This window comes from Ligilactobacillus murinus DSM 20452 = NBRC 14221, from assembly GCF_001591685.1.
Lineage (GTDB): Bacteria > Bacillota > Bacilli > Lactobacillales > Lactobacillaceae > Ligilactobacillus > Ligilactobacillus murinus.
Map to the genome: position 1 here is coordinate 1 of NZ_BCVJ01000007.1, position 20,323 is coordinate 20,323.

Below are 20,323 nucleotides of genomic sequence, written 5' to 3' on the forward strand. Positions count from 1 at the left end.
TGATATTTTAGTTGAACAATATTTGCAAAATGATATTGCTAAAAGTGAGGAGAACACGTTACAGGATTACAAGCAGAGATTACTTGAGAAAAAGGATAATTTGTTAGAACTATTGGTAAATAAGACATATAAGACCGATCCTTTAGAAAAAGGTGAATTTGAACGTACTGATGACTTTAATAATCGAGTAAGTATGAAACTTGAAGAAATAAAGGCAGAGATTTCAAGTGGTTTACCTGAATTGGAGAAAGATGTAGAAAGAAAATTGGCCAAAATAGACGCTGCTACAGCAATTGCAAAAAGAAAAGCAGAATATTTATTATCTGACAAAAGTGCAGAAAAATTAAAATGGATAATATTTAAAAATCAATTGCAACAAGTAAATTTAGGTAGATATGATGCCGATGAATCTACATTCGAGTATACCTATGGTGAAGAGAATGTGGAGAACAATGTTGAAGTTCCAATAGAAGTCGCTCAAGAATTTAGGGAAAAATTTTCTTCAGATAATTTTACAGATATTATACTAAGTAAGCCAGCATCTGGAGAATCTAATTCAAAGAAAATAACTGTTGAAGCCAAGTATAATTTTGATGGTAAAGATTATGTATTTAAAATTTGGTCTATTTAGTGCAACTAAATATTTTGTTATTGGATAATTCGAAAATAGTTAAACTAAGTCCTATATGATTGATTAAAGAGCTCTATGCAAATGGCGTAAGTTATTTGTATAGAGCTTTTTTGGTTTGGATTTGTGAAATAACGTATTTTATTTGGAGATATAATGCTAATAGAGACTGGAAAAATCTAAGTGTGAAATTTTAATAGATACATTTAGAGTGAATTTTAGTTATATTGTTGGATAAAACTTATATGCTTTCCGTAAAAAATTTCTATTACAAGGCTTTTAAAGTATTTTTTATGTGCAAATGATATCTTTTTTAGGTAGAATTGCTCAAAAAATTGTAAGAAAATTAAGCAGATATTGAGAATTAAAAAATAAGATGGTGCGTGCTGGCAACATATACTTAAACAGGTCAAAAAAACACCAGTTATAACTATTTAAGTATCAGCAAAAAATTGCTGATACTTTTTTATTTGTACTTTTACAAGGAAAAACACATGTAATTAATCTTGTATATGTACAATATCAAATGAATTTAGTTTTAAATATAATAAACCTAAAACGATTTTACATATATAGGAGGGTATTCAAATGAATTATGAAGATTTATTAGATGTTGATCAAGGCGACGATTTAATGGGTGAAATGTACAATCAGACCAAAGAGCAAAATAAGCAAGTCGTCAAAAGTGCTGATGAAGTAGCAAGTGTGGTCGCTAAACCTGTCACGACAAATGCACCAGCGCCATCAGCAGGTAATGACGTATCGGATCTGTTGGGCAATGATACTGCCAATGTCTCCGTACAAGCAAAGACACCAAAAGTTGAAAAGACGATCTACAACAAGCTAGATGAAAATGATCAAAAATTGGCTGAAAAGCAATCTAAACAGCTCAACTATGCGGAACGTATCACATTGACGAATTACGGTCAAAAAGCCGCTGATAGTATTGATGCCTTTTCCAAGAAATATATGGAAAAAGGTCTTGATGACAGCAATCGTAAATCTGTCAGTGATGATTTGAATATGTTAGCTAATGTAATCAAGAGCATCAACTTACAAGAAGTTGCTGAACAAGTCGAGCGCGAGGAAACACAACAAGAAGATCGTGGAGGATTCTTTGGTCTATTCAAGAAAAAGCCAAGCAAGTTAGTTCCAGAAAAGAAACAAGATATCTTTAAAGCTACTTCTGATCGAATCGATGCTTTGAAAAATAAACTCGGTGTCGATCAACAGATCCTGGTTGAAGATAATAAGCAATTAGATGCCTTTTATACAGAAAATTTGAACTTATTTAGAGTTACCAATATCTTGATCGCAGGTTTAGAAATTTATGAAGAAGAGCTTGTGACTAAGATCATCCCTGAATTAAACGAAGCAAAAAAAGATCCAATGCAAGATGAAGCTAAGATCCAAGAACAGCTGGAAGTCGCTAATAAATACGTTGCAGCGATCGATCGACGGAAATATGATTTTAGGGTCAACCGCCAAATGATCATTCAACGAGCACCGTCAATTCGTTTGATCGAAGAAAATAACGTCAACTTAGCTGAAAAGATCCAAACTACGATCATGACTACCTTACCAGCTTGGCGTACGAACTTTGTGGTCATCATGAGTACATTACGTCAAAAACAAGTTACGGCTACAGAAAAAGGTATCAGTGACCTGACAAATGATTTGTTAGTTCAAGGGGCAGATGCTTTGCATCAAACAAGTGTGGAAACGGCGCGGGAAAATGAAAGAGCGATCGTTGATATCGAATCACTTGAATATGCTCAAAATAAATTGATCCAAACTTTGGATGAAACGATGCAGATCCAAGAAGAAGGTCGACGGATCCGTGAAATTTCGACGCAAAAGCTCAACGAAATGGAAGAAAAAATGAAGCAAAAGGTCAAAGAATATGCAGAAAAAGGACGTTAATGAAAAATGAAGAAAGTAGTATATTGGATAATTGCAATCTTACTGGTTTTATTTTTACCTTGGTACATTGGCATTCCTGGTGCAGTGATCGCATATTTTATTTACAAAGCAAGAAAAAATTCGGTACGTCAAGTTCCCCAACCAAGTGTTCAAGAGCTAGAACGCCAACGAGTAATGCAAAGAAACCGTGCGATCATCAATGGTTATTTAGCTGACCGAACTAAATTTGCCAAAAATGTAAAACGACGCTTTGATTACAATAATGATGATATCGAAAAGTGGCGCACAAGTGTGGATCAGTATTTTGCCCAAGCAAATGCTGTGATGGTCGCGATCACGAACAATCCTACTTTGCGCTACATTGATCCTAAGTACAAATTGCAAAGTTATTTTGATGATATTGCAGTGAAGATCTTAAATGATCCACCCAAGATCTTCACTTTTGAAGGTATGGTAGTAAATATTTTGCCAGAGATGAACAAGACACTCAGTTACTACAATCGTATCTATGACAATAATTTGATCGCCAATGATCCTGAAGTGCAAAAGACTTTATCAAGTACTAAATCCCAGATCGAAGGCTTTGCGCAAAAGATCCAGGTAGAGTATAAGCGCGTCTTGATGGGACAAGTTGCTGATATGCAAAGTCAAACTGCACTTGGTGGAGCAATGGTAAGTGATGTGGCCCAAAATACCACAACCATGCCTAAGAAAGAAATGCCCCAAGTTAACAGCAAAAATGATATCGAAGACATGTTGAAGTAGTATGAATTAAAAGGTGATCGTGAGGGATTAAGATGGGATTCTTTGATGGTATTAAGAAGTTTGCTAATGAGATGGTCGATGATGAGATTTGTCCGCTTGGTGAAAATGCTCAAAGGCGTGAATTAAAGAATAGGATCGCTAAGCAACTAAAACAAAAAAAAATTCCGAATGCATCTACTAAAAAGATCGAGCACAAAAAGATCGATAATTTACGTGAAGTATTCAATGTTGACTATCGAGATCTACTATTCTTTGTAGACACAACAATGATGCGTAATAATGGGACTTTAGGGATCGGTGCGATCGATGAATGGGTATTTTGGAAGTTCAATGATGAACAACGCTTAGCCATGCCTTTAAATGACCTATTATTAGGTTATACTAGTGATGATAAACTTGTACTTGTTAAGTTTGAAAATGAGCAACTTATGTTCAATTCGTTACCAATAGGCGATAAAGCCGAAATGTTTGAGGCAGTTATTACTGCTCTTAACAAGGAACAAAATGCAGTAATGGCCTATCAAAATATGCTAGAGCCACTAGTAGAACGTGACTTAACGATCAATGATGCATTTAGGGTCGATTTATTGAAAGTTTTGAGTCCTGCACAACATGTTCGCTTAGAGAAGTTGCTTATTGAAAAAGCAATCACAGAAAATGATCCAACATTTTGGAGCTATGCAGTACATCAGTTATCTTCCCATGATAGCGATAAATTTGAAACTTTCCGTGGAAAAATCTTAGAACATACAGTCTCGTTATTACAAGAAGACCTACCTAAAGAAAAGATCAATGAATACTTGGATATTGTAAACGAGTTTGATATTGATGGAAAATATACAACGTTAAAACTAGAATGTATGTTGAATTTAGATCGAGTCACTGAAGCTAAAATGTTAGCTTATAAAGAATTACCTGAAGCAGAACGGGAAGAATTTCTTACAAAACAAGAACAAAAAGAAAAAGAGTTACGCTTGAAGATCGAACAAGCTATTGATAAGGGTGAAGATATTTTTGAGGATAACCCCCAATATGTTTATACTTATCTTACTGGTGGGTTGTTGCCAGCGGAGTATGCTGTAACTGTCGGGCAAAGTGTTGAGTATGTGGATGGGATAATCTCTAAGATGGAACATGGAACGCAAATAATCAACAGATATCAGTTCACATTGAATGAATTAGCTGCTAAAAATCATCGCTTCAATTACTTTGCAGAGATCAATCATGAAGAATTACCAACTGAAGGAAGTTGGGCTAAAATCAATAAGTTTATTCTAGGTTATGATACTATAGAGCTTCAAAGAAAGATCGATTATGGGATTGCAAAGGTTGATGAAGTTAAAAGCTATGTAAGACAGTATGAAGAAGTAAGACTTGAAGACGAACAATTAGCGGAAGATCAGCGAAAATGGCGTGAACAAATGAATAAAGCCTTGAAAGAGAATTATACAACATTTTATATGAAAATGTTGGATCCAGTAAAGGCTGAATATATTCATAAAAAATTGATGATAATATATCTAGGTGATGAATTAGAAGGTAACGATATTGAAGACTTAGATCGTTATGTGGCAAAAGTGAGTGCTAAAAATGATGATCTGCTAAATGAGTTAGTCAAAGATAAGTATGCTAAATCTCCATTGGTTCGTGGTGAGTTTGAACGCGCAGAAGATTTTGACAAACGGGTGGCTGATAGGATCGAAGAACTTAAAAATGAGTTCCAAGGCCGGTTGTCGTTAGAAGAAAATCACTTGGATAACAAAATTTCAAAATTAGATGCTGCCGATAAATTAGCTACTAGAGAAATGCAACAATTGATGTCAGATGATCGTGTTGCCAAATTAAATGTCCTATTATTTATGGATCAATTAAAAAATATTAAAATCAAGCAATATGACCCAGATGAATTTAAATTTAAATATATCTATGGTAATGGACAAAAAGGCTTCTTAGAGGTCCCAATAGAAGTCGCACCAAAATTCAGAGATAACTTTAAACCAGAAAAGTGTTCAGATGTAGCTGTTATTCTTGATGAAGATAATGCAGGTAAGCCTTTAGCTGTTACCAAATATCGCTTTATGGATGAAGAATATTATTTTAGAGTTTGTTATATGTAATTAAATTTTCTCTATATGGCAGGGATATATCTCCTAAATTGGATCTTTATCTGATTTGGGAGTTTTTTATAGGATTTTGGTTATAACAGAGTACTTTAAGATTGATTTTTATTGAATTCTTCACAATTTTTTCAGTGTGTGACAGAGTATGTCTGTGTGATGTAGGAAAATAATATAAAAATTTATAATTTTCATTTCACAAGGAGAGTCACAATGAAAAAAGAAGCAAAAAAGATCGTTACTTGGAAGCTAAAAGATCCAGCTGCGCCAATGGTCACGTTATCCCAACCGGCTGGTACGCTATTTGCCAGACGATACTCACAGATGATCATTGCGCTTTATAAATATTATGATCAAGCGATATCTAAGAAGAAAGTTTTTGAGCTGGTGACTAAAGCTATCAACCAAAATTATAGCCCCAGCGTATCTGATCATATCTATAATTTAATACCCATAGTCAATATTTTTCAGAGAAAAGAAACTTTTAACGAACTACTTACAATAGGCGAAAAACTCGGAGATAGCTTGAGCGATGAATTCGAATGCTACGGTAAAGTTGAACTTTCGACTCTCCAAAGTCTTATTGACCAAGCATTTAGATTATCTTAAAAAGAATTTATCTAAAAATGCCAAAAATATTTTAATTGGCTGCAATTTATAGTAAGATATAGCTGATTTTAAAGAATTTCAGCGTGGCATTTGTGCTCTTTGGTGCGGTAGCTTATCTATTTTCGTAGTAAGAAAATAGATAAAGACTACAAATATATAGTAATCATTAATTATTAGTAAAGAGGAGAATTATTATGCAAGGGAGAAAAAAGTGGATCTTGATCGCAGCTTGCATTTTGATCGTTAGCTGTATTGGGCTGACCTTTTTTTACGGTAATGGTCAAAAAAGTGATGTTGTCAAATTCCAAGATGGGACCGTCTATCGGGGAAAGACTGAAAAAGGCAAACTCGTTTCCGGTGAATTACGCTTTAAAAATGGTGATACCTATACGGGGACCTTTAAAGACGGACATTTTGAAGGGCGCGGAGTATATCGCTCACATGAAGGTTGGACTTTTAAAGGGGTCTTTCACCGTGGAGTTGCCCAAGGCCAAGGTAAGTTGGTAAAAGATGGCAAAGTGATCCAGTCTGGAAATTATGATAAAGGAGTGTATCAAGAAAAATGAGAATCAAATGGTTTAGCTTGATCCGGATCACGGGACTGATCTGTGTATTACTTTATCACTTCTTTCAGATGCGTTACACGGGTGGCTTTATCGGGGTCGATATCTTCTTTACCTTTTCAGGGTATTTGATCACCGCCTTAGCCTTAGATGAATTTAGTCGGTCGAATAAATTTGCGTTGCGAGATTTTTATTATCGGCGTGTGATGCGGATCTTACCGCCTTTGATCTTGATGATCTGTCTTGTTTTACCCTTTACGCTTCTGGTCGGAAAAGACTATATTACCGATCTTTTTCATCAAATCGCAGCAGCATTAGGCTTTGTGACTAATCTCTTTGAGATCAACACGGGTGGGACCTACGAATCACGCTTTATCCCCCATTTATTCGTGCATACCTGGTCGTTAGCGATCGAAGTACAATTTTACTTGATCTGGGGCTTTGTGCTCTACTTACTGACAAAGGTCACCGCAACGGTAAAACAATTTCGCAAACGAGTATTTCTAAGTTCAACTGCTTTGGCTATCAGTAGTGCGTTAGTTATGTACCTACGCGCTCAACAACTGACGGAATTTTCGCCGATCTATTTTTCAAGCATTGCCCATATCTTCCCCTTTTTTGTCGGGAGTATGTTAGGGGCACTTGCAGGTATCCAAGATCTGATGCCAGCTTTTAGTGAGAACCTGGCCAAACATTGGACCAAGACCCGGGCTTTGCTCTTTATGAGTGCAAATCTGATCTGTTTGTTCATTTTGGCATATTGCTTGCGCTTTGATCAGCGTGAAACGTACATGTTTGGCTTTTTATTAGCTAGTTTATTTGCAGCAGGAGCGATCTTAGGGGCTAACATCTTACACCGCAAGACCCCAGATACAAAAGAACCCTTTATCTTTGGTTATCTAGCTGATATCAGCTATAGTGTGTATCTTTTCCATTGGCCGCTATTTGTGATCTTTTCCAAACTTTATAGCAACTGGGTCGCAGCTTTGATCACGACGATCTTGTCGGTCCTATTTGCTAGTGTTTCCTATTACTTCATAGAACCACTATTGCGCGGAAAGTCAGTTGAAGTTTTGGATAAAAAGCTTGAATTCAAACACATTATGGCTCCTTTAGGTGGATTTTTAACATTAGCGATCGGTTTTGGTGTATTTCTTTGTTTACAAGCGCCAAAGATCTCTTCGTTGGAACAAAGTCTGCTGCTAGGTGGGATCCAACAAGATGTCGGTAAGCTCGATATGGCGTATGCTAAAGCGACGGCACCTAAAAATGAGCCGTCAGTAGCGCCCGCTCAAAATACAGATATTCCAGCTGGAACAACGATCATTGGAGATAGTGTTACGCTAGGGAGTCGTAGCTATTTGTTAGAACACATGCAAGATGTAGATATCGATGCTGAAGGAAATCGCACGATGAATTTAGCTTATGACATCTTGATGAATTTACAAAATACGGGGCAGTTACGCAAAAATGTCGTGATGTGTATCGGGACTAATTCGCTTGATGATTATCAAGAACAGACGCAAAAAGTCATCGATGATCTAAAACCGGGGCATCACTTGATCTTTATCACGCCACACGATGGACATGCAGATTCTTCGTATAATTCATATAAATTAGGGGTTTGGGAACGGACCTTACCTAAGAAATATGACTTTATCACGATCGGCGACTGGGATGAAGTTGCAAGAGCCCATCCTGAAGTATTTGAGGGGACTGACGGAACGCATTTTGGTGGACGTGAAAATGCCAGTCAACTCTACCTAGAATGTATCCAAGATGCACTCAAGCGAGCTGAGAAGACGCCGGTTAAAAAATAAGAAGCTAAAGATCTGGGCAATGGTCTGTCCAGATCTTTTTAGTTGCTGTTTTTTTGTAGCAGCGCTATGCTTTTTTGGAGGTGAAGAGATGAAAGGTATACCAGAATATGTGATAAAGATGCGACAAAAGATCGGACATGAGCGTTTATTGTTAGTCGGAGCATGTGTTATTTTAGAAAATTCTACAGGAAAGATCTTGTTACAGCAGCGAACTTCAGGTGAATGGGGCTTGCCAGGAGGATTGTTGGAATTAGGCGAAAGTTTAGCGCAGACTGCGATCCGAGAAGTTAAAGAAGAGACGGGTCTAAGCGTAACAGAGCTAAGACAGCTCCATACTTTTTCTGGTGAATATTCGTATGCGACATTAAAGAACCAAGATAAGATCTATATGGTGACGACACTTTATCAAGTGACTAAATATCACGGCACATTGGTAACTGATCGTGATGAAAGTCTCCAATTCAAGTATTTTTCGTATGACAAACTACCTAAAAACTTTGCTGGCAACTATAAAAGATATCTCAACTATTATCTTGAAAATGTCAAAGGCCAAGAATCTAAGGGATCCCCCAAACAATAGATATAAAGCTCCTAATAAATAAACGTTACTGCACTATCCAATTATTCAAGTAATCTTTCTTTGTGAGCCAAATTATAAAAGTAATCAACTAAAGTGTAAAGCTATGATTGCATTAAACATAACTGATCCTTTTGTAAGTCAAGCAAAATAAATGATTACAGCTAACTTTTAGTTATACTATAAAAGAGAAGAAAAAGTAGGAGGTATTATTATGGATAAAAAAGATGAGCAAACAGTTGAAACGCCAAAACAAAAAGCTAACAAAGCTGTGCATACAGCAGCACTTGGGGCAGCTACGGTCGCAGCTACTCCGATCCCATTTGCTGATGCCGTCGCTTTGATGCCGATCCAGACTGCGATGATCGTTCAGATCTACCGTGCCTATGGTAAAAAAGTATCCAAGGGCATGGTCCAAGGTGTACTCAAATCGACTTTTGCAACGACGCTTGGGCGCAGTTTGGCGGGGAATTTATTTAAGCTCGTTCCTGGAGCTGGGAGCATATTGGGTGGTGCGATCAGTGCGGGGGTCGCTGTTTCAGTCACAGAAGCGATCGGGCAAGTGTTGATCAAGGAATTTGAAGATGGAAATGCGATCGATCTTGAAAGTCTGAGTTCTATTATCTTAACAGCCATCGCACTTGCTACTAAGAAAAAATAAAAGGATGTATAATATGAAACGCTATAAGACGCTGCTTTTTGATGTTGATGATACGTTACTTGATTTTCATGCTGCGCAAGACCAAGCCCTCGACCAACTATTTACTTCAGTCGATATCGAGCCGACCGCTACGGTAAAATATGCCTATGCGACGTATAATCAAGGTTTGTGGGAAAAGCTAGAACGAAATGAGATCACACGTGATGAGTTGATGGCGACACGGTTTCCGACTTTTTTTAAGGAGTATTTTGGCAAAGAATTAGCTAACAATAGCTTAAATGATCGTTACTTACAGTTTTTAGCCAATGGTCACCAAGCACTTCCAGGGGCACGGGAATTGTTGGAAGAGCTAGCTGCGCGTGATTATGAGCTGTATATCGTGACTAACGGTGTTAAATTCATCCAAGAAAAACGGCTAAGGGAATCTAAGTTTGAGCAATATTTCAAACAGATCTTTATCTCAGAGACGTTAGGTGCCCAAAAGCCGTCGCAACTCTTTTTTAAACGTGCTTTTGAGCAAATAGCTGGTTTTGATAAAGCTAAAACTTTGATCATTGGTGACTCTTTGAGCTCAGATATGTTAGGCGGACAAAATGCGGGGATCGATACGCTATGGTTGAATCGTAAGCACCAGGTGGCTGACCCTAAGATCAAGATCGATCTGGAAGCTAGTTCGCTTGAGCAGATCAGTGATATTTTAAGCTAAATAAATGAAGTTGTAATCTCTTTGTACGAATGCTATGCTTTGGAAAAAGAAGCAAGAGGGGAAAAATCATGAATTGCATAGTAGAACTATACCATTGTAATTATGAAAGCCGTGTGGAAAGTTTTTTAAAGCATAAAGAGTTACGGATCAGCCACCATAAAGATGACAGTGAGTGGGGCGGAACGGGGATGTATTTTTGGGATAACGAAGGTAATGCAGAATATTGGAAAAAACAAAAAGATGGTAAGGCAGATATTTTTCGTTGTTACGTTAAGTTTGATGCTAGAAATGATTTACTCGATCTGACTGATTTAAATGTTGAAAAGAGATTAGATCAATTTATACGGCTTGCTAGTAAAGAACCAAAACTACAATATTTAAAGAAAGCTTCTATTGGGGATAAAATTGATTTCTTTTGTGAAAAATGTAATGTTAAATTAGTGAAGTTTTTTGGTAAGTATCCTAAAACCCCTCAAACTGAATTGCTTGATTCAGAAAATAGGGTGCAGAAATTAACTAATCAGGTAAAGGTTATATATTGCGTAAAAGAAGGAAATGGTGGAATTTTTACTGGAAACATAGAAAAGAGTTGAATGACATGTCATTGCTTAACAGAATGGATAAGCTGATCGAAGGATTAGAGTCAGGAGATACTAAGTTCCTAGAATCCTTAGATGCTGATTTTTATGAATATGCTCAGCAACAAAAAGAAAAACGGAATAAACAGATAAAAACTAGTATTTTATTAGATACGGTCGTTTCTGCAACATCTAATTCACTTAAAAAGGAAAAAGGTGTTCAACAGGGGATCAAAAAATATACTACAATTAAAGTAGATCTTGATAATTTAACCTATGAAGTAGATGTGGCTTAAGGGAGTAGACTATGAAACCAGCGATAGAATTAGAAAGATATGAAATTGAAGAGTTATCTTATGTTAGAAGTGTAGATAATGAAGACTTAGGATCGGATAATTTGAAGTTGGCAATAGAATCGGGAATGACTGAGGATAGGAAAAACGGCAAGGTCACATTAAAGGCAAAATTTGTTGATCAAGGCGAAAATAAGACGATAGTGGCTCGAGTGAGTGGGTACTTCACGATCAATTCAGAGAGTGAGCAAGAAAATTATTTGGTAGTTAATGGAGCTGCAATCATTTTTCCTTATCTACGAAGTGCCATCTCAATGGTTTCATCTTTAGATAGTTCAGATGCTGTGTTGATCCCCACGGTAAATATACTATCCTTATTAGAAGAACAGGCGAAAGATAAGTGATAAAAAGGTATGTCCAACAATAACGAATTAGTTTTCAGAAAACGCCCAAAAAGTATTGACAGTGTCATCTTTTCTTGCTACACTATATAGATGCAAAAACTGTGAATTTAGTTGTTTGATACGATCTATTGTCCGGATCAGACAAACGAAGAAGCAAAAATAGTGAGGTTTATTTTATTAAACATGATCTGTTTTTGCTTTTTTTTGTCAAAATTCACTGAAAATTTTTGCAAGAAGTTATTTGTAACATAATTGTAATATTAATTTTCAGTTGTAGCAGCGATTTACAGTAAATATTTTGAGAGGTGAACAACTTGGCAGGACATTTAGTAAAATACGGCAAACACCGTGAACGCAGAAGTTATTCTCGAATCAAAGAAGTTCTAGATCTGCCTAACTTGATCGAGATCCAAACAGACTCTTACAAATGGTTCTTAGACGAAGGTTTGCGTGAGATGTTTGAAGACATCATGCCGATCGAAGACTTCGCGGGGAACTTATCACTTGAATTTGTCGATTATCAATTGTTAGAACCAAAGTACACAGTCGATGAAGCACGTGAGCACGACGCTAACTACTCAGCACCATTACACGTTACTTTGCGTTTGATCAACAAAGAAACGGGAGAGATCAAGTCACAAGACGTTTTCTTTGGCGATTTCCCATTAATGACAAAGCAAGGTACATTCATCATCAACGGTGCTGAACGTGTTATTGTCTCACAATTAGTTCGTTCACCCGGCGTATACTTTAACTCTGAATTAGATAAAAATGGCCGTGAAAACTACGGTACAACGGTGATCCCTAACCGTGGTGCTTGGTTGGAATACGAAACAGATGCTAAAAATGTCGCTTATGTACGTATCGACCGCACACGTAAGATCCCATTGACAGAATTGATCCGTGCTTTGGGTTACGAATCAGATTCTCAAATTCTTGAAATGCTCGGTGAAACTGATGCATTGATGAATACTTTGGAAAAAGATATCCACAAGAACATGGAAGATTCCCGTGTTGAAGAATCCTTAAAAGATATCTACGAACGCCTACGTCCAGGTGAACCAAAGACAGCTGATTCTGCCCGTAGTCTTTTGACAGCTCGTTTCTTTGATCCAAAGCGTTACGATCTAGCCGCTGTTGGTCGTTACAAGATCAACAAGAAGCTTGATTTGAAGACACGTTTGTTGAACACACGTGTAGCTGAAACTTTAGCTGATCCAGAAACAGGTGAGATCATCGTCAATAAGGGTGATCTTTTAGATAAGGTCGCTATGGAAAAATTAGCTCCTTACCTCAAGCGTGATGACTTCAAGATGGTAACATTCCATCCATCTGAAGAAGGTGTGGTCCAAGAACCAATGACCTTACAGATCATCAAGGTCTACTCTGAAACAGATCCAGAACGCGTGATCAACGTGATCGGTAACGGCAATGTGCCTTTGGAATACAAGCACATTACACCAGCTGATATCTTGGCTTCTATGAACTACTTCTTCAACTTGCAAGAAGGTCTAGGTAGCGTTGACGATATCGACCACTTGGGTAACCGTCGTATCCGTTCTGTGGGTGAATTATTACAAAACCAATTCCGTATCGGTTTGACACGGATGGAACGTGTGGTTCGTGAAAGAATGTCGATCCAAGACATCGCAACGGTAACACCACAACAATTGATCAATATCCGTCCAGTTGTTGCTTCGATCAAGGAATTCTTTGGTAGTTCCCAGTTATCCCAGTTCATGGATCAAACAAACCCACTTGGCGAACTTACTCATAAACGTCGTCTTTCAGCCTTAGGGCCTGGTGGTTTGACACGTGACCGTGCTGGCTATGAAGTTCGTGACGTTCACTATACGCACTATGGCCGTATGTGTCCGATCGAAACGCCTGAAGGTCCTAACATCGGTTTGATCAACAGTTTGTCCACTTATGCTCGTGTTAACAAATATGGTTTCGTGGAAACACCATATCGTCGTGTTTCTTGGGATACACATAAAGTTACTGATAAGATCGACTACTTGACAGCTGATGAAGAAGATAACTATGTCGTAGCTCAAGCTAACTCACCATTAAACGATGATGGTTCATTCGTTGATAATGTTGTTATGGCGCGTCATAAAGATGAAAACATCGAAATTTCCGTTGATAAAGTCGACTACATGGACGTGTCACCAAAACAAGTTGTTGCGGTCGCTACAGCATGTATTCCTTTCTTGGAAAACGATGACTCTAACCGTGCTTTGATGGGTGCTAACATGCAGCGTCAGGCTGTTCCTTTGATCAAGCCACATGCTCCATTAGTTGGTACTGGTATTGAATATAAAGCCGCTCATGACTCCGGTGATGCTTTGATCGCTGACCATGATGGTACAGTTGAATACGTTGATGCCCGTGAGATCCGCGTGCGTCGTGAAGATGGTTCTTTAGATACTTACAAGCTAATGAAATTCCGTCGTTCTAACGGTGGTAAGAACTACAACCAAACACCGATCGTACGTGTTGGGGACCATGTTGATGCTGATGATGTGTTAGCCGATGGTCCATCAATGGAAGAAGGGGAATTAGCTTTAGGGCAAAACCCACTTATCGCTTTCATGACTTGGGATGGTTACAACTTCGAAGATGCTATCGCTATCAACGAACGTTTAGTTAAAGAAGATGTTTATACTTCGATCCACATTGAAGAACATGAATCCGAAGCTCGTGATACAAAACTTGGACCTGAAGAAATGACACGTGAGATCCCTAACGTTGGTGAAGATGCGTTGAAGAACTTGGATGAGTTCGGTATCGTACGTATCGGGGCTGAAGTTAAGGATGGCGATATCTTAGTTGGTAAAGTTACGCCTAAAGGTATGACTGAATTATCAGCTGAAGAACGCCTATTGCATGCGATCTTTGGTGAAAAAGCACGTGAAGTTCGTGATACTTCCTTACGTGTGCCTCACGGTGGTGGCGGTATCGTCCAAGACGTGAAGATCTTCACGCGAGAAGCTGGCGATGAACTAGCACCTGGTGTTAACATGATGGTTCGTGTTTATATTGCACAAAAACGTAAATTGCAAGTCGGCGATAAGATGGCTGGTCGTCACGGTAACAAGGGTACAGTCTCAGTCGTTATCCCTGAAGAAGATATGCCATTTATGCCAGATGGTACACCGATCGACATCATGCTTTCTCCAATGGGTGTGCCTTCCCGTATGAACATCGGGCAAGTATTAGACTTGCACTTGGGTATGGCTGCACGCAAACTCGGTATCCACGTAACTTCACCAGTTTTCGATGGTGCACGTGACGAAGATATCTGGGCAGCATTGAAAGAAGCTGGTCTTCCATCCGACGGTAAGACAGTTCTTTACGATGGTCGGACAGGTGAAGCCTTTGATAACCGTGTTGCTGTTGGTGTCATGTACTACATGAAACTCGCTCACATGGTCGATGATAAGATCCACGCTCGTTCAATTGGACCTTACTCCTTGGTCACACAACAACCTCTTGGTGGTAAAGCACAATTTGGTGGTCAAAGATTTGGGGAAATGGAAGTTTGGGCCCTTGAAGCTTATGGGGCAGCTTACACCTTACAAGAAATCTTGACTTACAAGTCTGATGACGTGGTCGGTCGTGTTAAGACTTACGAAGCTATCGTTAAGGGTGAACAAATTCCACAACCAGGCGTGCCTGAATCATTCCGCGTTTTAGTTAAGGAATTACAATCACTTGGTCTTGATATGAAAGTGCTTGACGCTCAAAAACAAGAGATCGAATTGCGCGACATGGACGAAGATGATGATGACATCATGAAAGTCGATGCACTAGCTAAAGTTTCTGAAGCAGAAAAAGCTAAGCGCGAAAAAGCAGCAGCTGAAAAAGAAGCAGCAGAAGGCTCAAAACCAGCCGAAGAAGAAACAAAAGTTGAAAAGTAGTAAACACTCGTATTTCAAAATAAGAAAGGGAGGTCGGTCCTTTGATCGATGTCAATAAATTCGATAGCATGCAAATCGGCCTTGCTTCATCCGATAAGATCAGAAGCTGGTCTTATGGTGAAGTCAAGAAGCCAGAAACGATCAACTATCGTACGTTGAAACCAGAAAAAGACGGTCTGTTTGATGAACGGATTTTCGGACCTACAAAAGACTGGGAATGTGCCTGTGGAAAATACAAGAAAGTTAGTTATAAGGGCGTTGTGTGTGACCGCTGTGGCGTTGAAGTCACACGTGCCAAAGTTCGTCGTGAACGGATGGGTCACATCGAACTTGCTGCCCCTGTAACACATATCTGGTATTTCAAAGGTATCCCTAGCCGTATGGGTCTTGTGCTTGACATGAGCCCTCGTGCCCTTGAAGAGATCATCTACTTTGCATCTTATGTGGTTACTGATGGTGGGGACACGCCTTTAGAAAGAAAACAACTCTTAACAGAACGTGAATATCGTGAAAAACGTGAAGAATACGGTGACGGCTTTAAAGCAGCAATGGGTGCTGAAGCTATTCGGACACTTTTACGCGATGTAGATCTAGAAAGAGAATGTGCTGAATTAAAAGAAGAATTAAAAGAAGCCACCGGTCAAAAACGGACACGTGCCGTTCGCCGTTTGGATATTTTAGAAGCCTTCTTGAACTCTGGCAATCATGCTGACTGGATGGTAATGGATGCAATTCCTGTTATTCCACCAGATCTACGTCCAATGGTCCAACTTGAAGGTGGCCGTTTTGCAACAAGTGACTTGAACGACTTATACCGTCGTGTTATCAACCGTAACAACCGTTTGAAACGTTTGCTCGACTTGAATGCACCTGGCATCATCGTGCAAAACGAAAAACGGATGTTGCAAGAAGCTGTTGATGCTTTGATCGATAACGGTCGTCGCGGTCGTCCGGTAACAGGTCCTGGTAACCGTCCATTGAAGTCCTTATCTCATATGCTTAAAGGTAAGCAAGGTCGCTTCCGTCAAAACTTGTTAGGTAAGCGTGTTGACTACTCTGGTCGTTCGGTTATCGACGTTGGTCCTAAGTTGAAACTTAACCAAATGGGTATCCCTCATGAAATGGCTTTGGAATTGTTCAAACCATTCATGATGCGTGAATTGACTAAGCGGGGGATGGCTTCTAACATCAAGAATGCTAAACGTAAGATCGATCGTCGTGACGATGATATCTGGGACGTTTTAGAAGATGTTATCAAAGAACACCCAGTTCTTTTGAACCGCGCCCCTACATTGCACCGTTTGGGTATCCAAGCCTTTGAACCTACATTAGTTGACGGTAAAGCTATGCGCTTGCATCCACTTGCCTGTGAAGCTTACAATGCCGACTTTGACGGGGACCAAATGGCTATCCACGTGCCATTATCTGATGAAGCTCAAGCAGAAGCACGCTTGCTCATGCTTGCTGCGCACCACATCTTGGCACCTAAAGATGGTAAGCCGATCATCTCACCATCTCAAGATATGACGATCGGTAACTACTACATCACGATCGAAGAAAAAGATCGTGAAGGTGAAGGTATGATCTTCAAAGACGTTAACGAAGTTCGCACAGCTTACCAAAACAACTACGTGCACTTGCACACACGTATTGGTTTGCAAGCATCTTCCTTGGCGGCTAAAGGTACACCATTTACAGACTGGCAAAAAGATCGGATCTTGGTGACAACAGCTGGTAAAGCGATCTTTAACGAGATCTTACCAGAAGATTTCCCATACCTTAACGAACCGACTACAGAAAACTTGTCCGGTAAGACGCCAGATAAATATTTCTTAGAACCAGGTCAAGATATTCATGAATACTTGGCAGAAGCAGATCTTGTAGCGCCATTTAAGTCTGGTTTCTTATCAGACATCATCGCTCAAGTCTACAAGGACTACAAAGTTACTGCTACAGCAGAACTTTTGGACCGCATGAAAGATCTAGGTTACTACGAATCAACTAAGTCTGGTTTGACAGTGGGGATCGCTGACGTTACTGATCTTGATGAAAAACCAGAGATCGTTGAACGTGCTCACAAAGAAGTTGCGACAGTTGCTAAGCAATTCCGTCGTGGTTTGATCACAGAAGACGAACGTTACAACCGTGTTATCGCTATTTGGAACAAGGCTAAAGATGATATCCAAGCTAAGCTAGTTGAAAAGATGGATCCATCTAACCCTATCCAAATGATGAGTGATTCCGGTGCTCGTGGTAACATCTCTAACTTTACGCAGCTCGCTGGTATGCGTGGCTTGATGGCTGCTCCTAACGGTAAGACAATGGAACTTCCAGTTATTGCGAACTTCCGTGAAGGTCTTTCTGTGATGGAAATGTTTATCTCCACTCACGGTGCTCGTAAAGGTATGACTGATACGGCGCTTAAGACAGCTGACTCTGGTTACTTGACTCGTCGTTTGGTAGACGTTGCCCAAGATGTTATCATTCGCGAAACAGACTGTGGTACTGACCGTGGTTTAGATGTTACAGCTATCCGTGAAGGTAACGAAATGATCGAACCATTATACGATCGTATCTTAGGTCGTTACACGATGAAGGCTGTTAAACATCCAGAAACAGGCGAAGTTATCGTTCCAGCTGATGTTATGATCGATGAAACAATGGCACAACAAGTTGTTGAAGCTGGAGTTGAAATGGTCACGATCCGTTCAGCCTTCACATGTAACACACGTCATGGTGTTTGTGAACACTGCTACGGCCGTAACATGGCTACGGGTGATGAAGTTGAAGTGGGTGAAGCAGTTGGTACTGTGGCTGCTCAATCTATCGGTGAACCTGGTACTCAGCTTACGATGCGTACGTTCCATACCGGTGGGGTTGCCGGAGACGATATCACACAAGGTCTTCCTCGTGTGCAAGAAATCTTTGAAGCTCGTAATCCTAAGGGTCGTGCAACGATCACAGAAGTTACGGGTGTCATCCAATCAGTTGAAGAAAATCCAGCTGAACGTACAAAAGAAGTTACAGTTCAAGGTGAAACAGATACGAGAACATACTCCTTACCATTTACTTCTGTCTTGAAGGTAAAAGAAGGCGATTATGTTCACCGTGGTGAAGCCTTGACAGTAGGTTCGATCGATCCTAAGGAATTGATCAAAGTGCGTGACGTCTTATCAACAGAAAACTACATCTTGCGTGAAGTTCAAAAAGTTTACCGTATGCAAGGGGTAGAAATTTCTGATAAGCACGTTGAAGTTATGGCGCGTCAAATGTTGCGTAAAGTTCGTATCATGGATCCAGGTGACACCAACATGTTGCCAGGTACATTGATGGATATCAACGACTTTAAGGATAACAACGTTGATACTTTGATCAACGGCGGTATCCCAGCCACAGCACGTCCTGTCCTTCTTGGTATCACCAAGGCTTCCTTGGAAACAAACAGTTTCTTATCTGCTGCTTCCTTCCAAGAAACAACACGTGTCCTAACTGATGCTGCTATCCGTGGTAAGAACGATCCATTGATCGGTTTGAAGGAAAATGTTATCATCGGTAAGATCATCCCTGCTGGTACAGGTATGAAGAAGTACCGTGACATTGTTCCTGAAGAAGTAGGTACTGCTTCTGACAGTGTTTACTCAATTTCCGATGTGGAAAAATCACTTGAAGCAAAAGAAGCGATGGCTGCTGTTAAAGCAGATGATGAAAACTAAGCATCGCTGATATATTAAAAAAGCATCTCGCGATTTTGCGAGATGCTTTTTGTTTGGGCTAATTTTGCATGTTTTGGCTGACCTTATCTAATAACCATTGATTAAAGGCAGCAGTATCAATACCTACACAGACTTTAGCATTAGTTTTACCATTATGATAGGCACCACGGATATCAGCTACAGTTTCCCCAACTGCAGGGCCTTCTGTGACGATATCGACCCAGTAGTCTTTAGTTTCAAAAGCTTCTGGATGTTCGAGATAAAAGAGCGTTTGGAGATCGTGGATCGCCGTTCCTTTTTCATCATGGTCAAAGTCATGCCCGATGATATCATGGAGCATTTGGCCAGCACGCCCAAATTGCTTGAGCTTAGCGGTCGTTTCATCACTGATCCGACCAGCAAGCGTAACATCCAGACCGACCATAACGAGCGGGATCTGTGAACTATACATGATCTGAGCAGCATGCGGATCAGTAAAGACGTTGAATTCAGCAGCACTAGTCATATTGCCCCGGCCTAATGAACCACCCATAGCGATGATCTGCTTGATCTTAGGTTTGATCTCAGGATATTCACGCAGTAAAAGGGCAATGTTGGTATAAGCTCCAGTAGTGATCAAAGTTATTGGCTCTGCGCTGTTTTTGAGCGTTTCATGTAAAGCTTGGACAGCATGCAAAGTAAGTGGCTTGCTTGTTGGTTCGGGGAAGTCATAGCCTGCCATTCCACTTTCACCGTGGATCCGAGCCGCATCCTCGAATTTTTTGATCAATGGATCAGTTGCCCCGGCTGCTACAGGTACGTCTTTGTTGAAAAAGTCGACCAGTTTCAAAGCATTTTTAGTCGTTTTATCAACCGTTACATTCCCAGCAACAGTAGTGATCAAAGCAACATCTAGCTGGGGATCGGTCAGGGCAGTTGAGATCATCACTGCATCATCGATCCCGGGATCAGTATCTAAAATAATTTTGTGTTTCATCAATAATTCACCTCTATATAAAAATATCATTATACACTATAAATTATAATTGAAACCGCTTGATTTT

16 protein-coding genes are annotated in these 20,323 nt (G+C 39.6%); 15 read left to right on the plus strand and 1 reads right to left on the minus strand.

What is annotated here, in order from left to right; all coding sequences use genetic code 11:
- The 15 genes from LMU01S_RS10545 to rpoC all read left to right on the plus strand — a co-directional run.
- The coding region (locus LMU01S_RS10545) for a hypothetical protein (RefSeq protein ID WP_169795903.1) at positions 1 to 631 on the plus strand (631 nt) is incomplete at its 5' end.
- Positions 632 to 1,216: 585 nt separating this feature from the next.
- Positions 1,217 to 2,551 carry a toxic anion resistance protein gene (locus tag LMU01S_RS02460; RefSeq protein ID WP_056959072.1) on the plus strand — a complete coding sequence of 445 codons (1,335 nt, stop codon included), beginning with the start codon at positions 1,217 to 1,219 and terminating at the stop codon, positions 2,549 to 2,551.
- A gap of 6 nt (positions 2,552 to 2,557) precedes the next feature.
- Entirely contained in the window at positions 2,558 to 3,316 is a 759-nt protein-coding gene (locus tag LMU01S_RS02465) for a 5-bromo-4-chloroindolyl phosphate hydrolysis family protein (RefSeq protein ID WP_056959071.1), read from the plus strand.
- Positions 3,317 to 3,348: 32 nt separating this feature from the next.
- Positions 3,349 to 5,433, plus strand: coding sequence for a hypothetical protein (locus LMU01S_RS02470; protein WP_056959070.1), 2,085 nt, complete (start codon positions 3,349 to 3,351; stop codon positions 5,431 to 5,433).
- A 213-nt stretch (positions 5,434 to 5,646) separates the two neighbouring features.
- Positions 5,647 to 6,042, plus strand: a complete 396-nt coding sequence (locus LMU01S_RS02475) for a hypothetical protein (protein WP_056959069.1) — start codon at positions 5,647 to 5,649, stop codon at positions 6,040 to 6,042.
- Positions 6,043 to 6,236: 194 nt separating this feature from the next.
- The gene (locus LMU01S_RS02480) at positions 6,237 to 6,608 is read left to right on the plus strand and encodes an MORN repeat-containing protein (RefSeq protein ID WP_056959068.1); all 372 of its coding nucleotides are present in this window, start codon (positions 6,237 to 6,239) and stop codon (positions 6,606 to 6,608) included.
- Positions 6,605 to 8,425 (plus strand): acyltransferase family protein, encoded by a 1,821-nt coding sequence (locus LMU01S_RS02485; RefSeq protein ID WP_056959067.1) that lies wholly within the window; start codon positions 6,605 to 6,607, stop codon positions 8,423 to 8,425. Before LMU01S_RS02480 ends, LMU01S_RS02485 begins: the two co-directional genes overlap by 4 nt.
- An 88-nt stretch (positions 8,426 to 8,513) precedes the next feature.
- On the plus strand, positions 8,514 to 9,005 hold the full coding sequence (locus LMU01S_RS02490) for an NUDIX domain-containing protein (protein WP_056959066.1): 492 nt from the start codon (positions 8,514 to 8,516) through the stop codon (positions 9,003 to 9,005).
- 211 nt (positions 9,006 to 9,216) lie between these two features.
- Entirely contained in the window at positions 9,217 to 9,663 is a 447-nt protein-coding gene (locus LMU01S_RS02495; RefSeq protein ID WP_004050351.1) for a YcjF family protein, read from the plus strand.
- Between the two features lie 13 nt (positions 9,664 to 9,676).
- The gene (locus LMU01S_RS02500; protein WP_056959065.1) at positions 9,677 to 10,369 is read left to right on the plus strand and encodes a YjjG family noncanonical pyrimidine nucleotidase; all 693 of its coding nucleotides are present in this window, start codon (positions 9,677 to 9,679) and stop codon (positions 10,367 to 10,369) included.
- 68 nt (positions 10,370 to 10,437) lie between these two features.
- Positions 10,438 to 10,962, plus strand: coding sequence for a hypothetical protein (locus tag LMU01S_RS02505; RefSeq protein WP_056959064.1), 525 nt, complete (start codon positions 10,438 to 10,440; stop codon positions 10,960 to 10,962).
- A 5-nt stretch (positions 10,963 to 10,967) separates the two neighbouring features.
- Entirely contained in the window at positions 10,968 to 11,243 is a 276-nt protein-coding gene (locus LMU01S_RS02510; protein WP_056959063.1) for a hypothetical protein, read from the plus strand.
- An 11-nt stretch (positions 11,244 to 11,254) separates the two neighbouring features.
- On the plus strand, positions 11,255 to 11,644 hold the full coding sequence (locus LMU01S_RS02515; protein WP_056959062.1) for a protein-export chaperone SecB: 390 nt from the start codon (positions 11,255 to 11,257) through the stop codon (positions 11,642 to 11,644).
- Between the two features lie 305 nt (positions 11,645 to 11,949).
- On the plus strand, positions 11,950 to 15,567 hold the full coding sequence (gene rpoB, locus LMU01S_RS02520; protein WP_156470373.1) for a DNA-directed RNA polymerase subunit beta: 3,618 nt from the start codon (positions 11,950 to 11,952) through the stop codon (positions 15,565 to 15,567).
- Between the two features lie 41 nt (positions 15,568 to 15,608).
- Positions 15,609 to 19,280, plus strand: a complete 3,672-nt coding sequence (rpoC, locus tag LMU01S_RS02525) for a DNA-directed RNA polymerase subunit beta' (RefSeq protein ID WP_056959060.1) — start codon at positions 15,609 to 15,611, stop codon at positions 19,278 to 19,280.
- 58 nt (positions 19,281 to 19,338) lie between these two features.
- Here rpoC and rihC read toward each other — a convergent pair whose 3' ends face one another.
- Positions 19,339 to 20,256 carry a ribonucleoside hydrolase RihC gene (gene rihC / locus LMU01S_RS02530; protein ID WP_056959059.1) on the minus strand — a complete coding sequence of 306 codons (918 nt, stop codon included), beginning with the start codon at positions 20,254 to 20,256 and terminating at the stop codon, positions 19,339 to 19,341.
- Between the last annotated feature and the right edge of the window lie 67 nt (positions 20,257 to 20,323).

What these genes read in the sequence shown, in the direction of transcription:
- LMU01S_RS02465 (WP_056959071.1), top strand. Translation starts at nt 2,558, where the DNA reads ATGAAGAAAGTAGTATATTGGATAATTGCAATCTTACTGGTTTTATTT.
- LMU01S_RS02470 (WP_056959070.1), top strand. Translation starts at nt 3,349, where the DNA reads ATGGGATTCTTTGATGGTATTAAGAAGTTTGCTAATGAGATGGTCGAT.
- LMU01S_RS02515 (WP_056959062.1), top strand. Translation starts at nt 11,255, where the DNA reads ATGAAACCAGCGATAGAATTAGAAAGATATGAAATTGAAGAGTTATCT.
- LMU01S_RS02510 (WP_056959063.1), top strand. Translation starts at nt 10,968, where the DNA reads ATGTCATTGCTTAACAGAATGGATAAGCTGATCGAAGGATTAGAGTCA.
- LMU01S_RS02490 (WP_056959066.1), top strand. Translation starts at nt 8,514, where the DNA reads ATGAAAGGTATACCAGAATATGTGATAAAGATGCGACAAAAGATCGGA.
- LMU01S_RS02485 (WP_056959067.1), top strand. Translation starts at nt 6,605, where the DNA reads ATGAGAATCAAATGGTTTAGCTTGATCCGGATCACGGGACTGATCTGT.
- rihC (WP_056959059.1), bottom strand. Translation starts at nt 20,256, where the DNA reads ATGAAACACAAAATTATTTTAGATACTGATCCCGGGATCGATGATGCA.
- LMU01S_RS02495 (WP_004050351.1), top strand. Translation starts at nt 9,217, where the DNA reads ATGGATAAAAAAGATGAGCAAACAGTTGAAACGCCAAAACAAAAAGCT.
- LMU01S_RS02475 (WP_056959069.1), top strand. Translation starts at nt 5,647, where the DNA reads ATGAAAAAAGAAGCAAAAAAGATCGTTACTTGGAAGCTAAAAGATCCA.
- LMU01S_RS02480 (WP_056959068.1), top strand. Translation starts at nt 6,237, where the DNA reads ATGCAAGGGAGAAAAAAGTGGATCTTGATCGCAGCTTGCATTTTGATC.
- LMU01S_RS02500 (WP_056959065.1), top strand. Translation starts at nt 9,677, where the DNA reads ATGAAACGCTATAAGACGCTGCTTTTTGATGTTGATGATACGTTACTT.
- LMU01S_RS02505 (WP_056959064.1), top strand. Translation starts at nt 10,438, where the DNA reads ATGAATTGCATAGTAGAACTATACCATTGTAATTATGAAAGCCGTGTG.
- LMU01S_RS02460 (WP_056959072.1), top strand. Translation starts at nt 1,217, where the DNA reads ATGAATTATGAAGATTTATTAGATGTTGATCAAGGCGACGATTTAATG.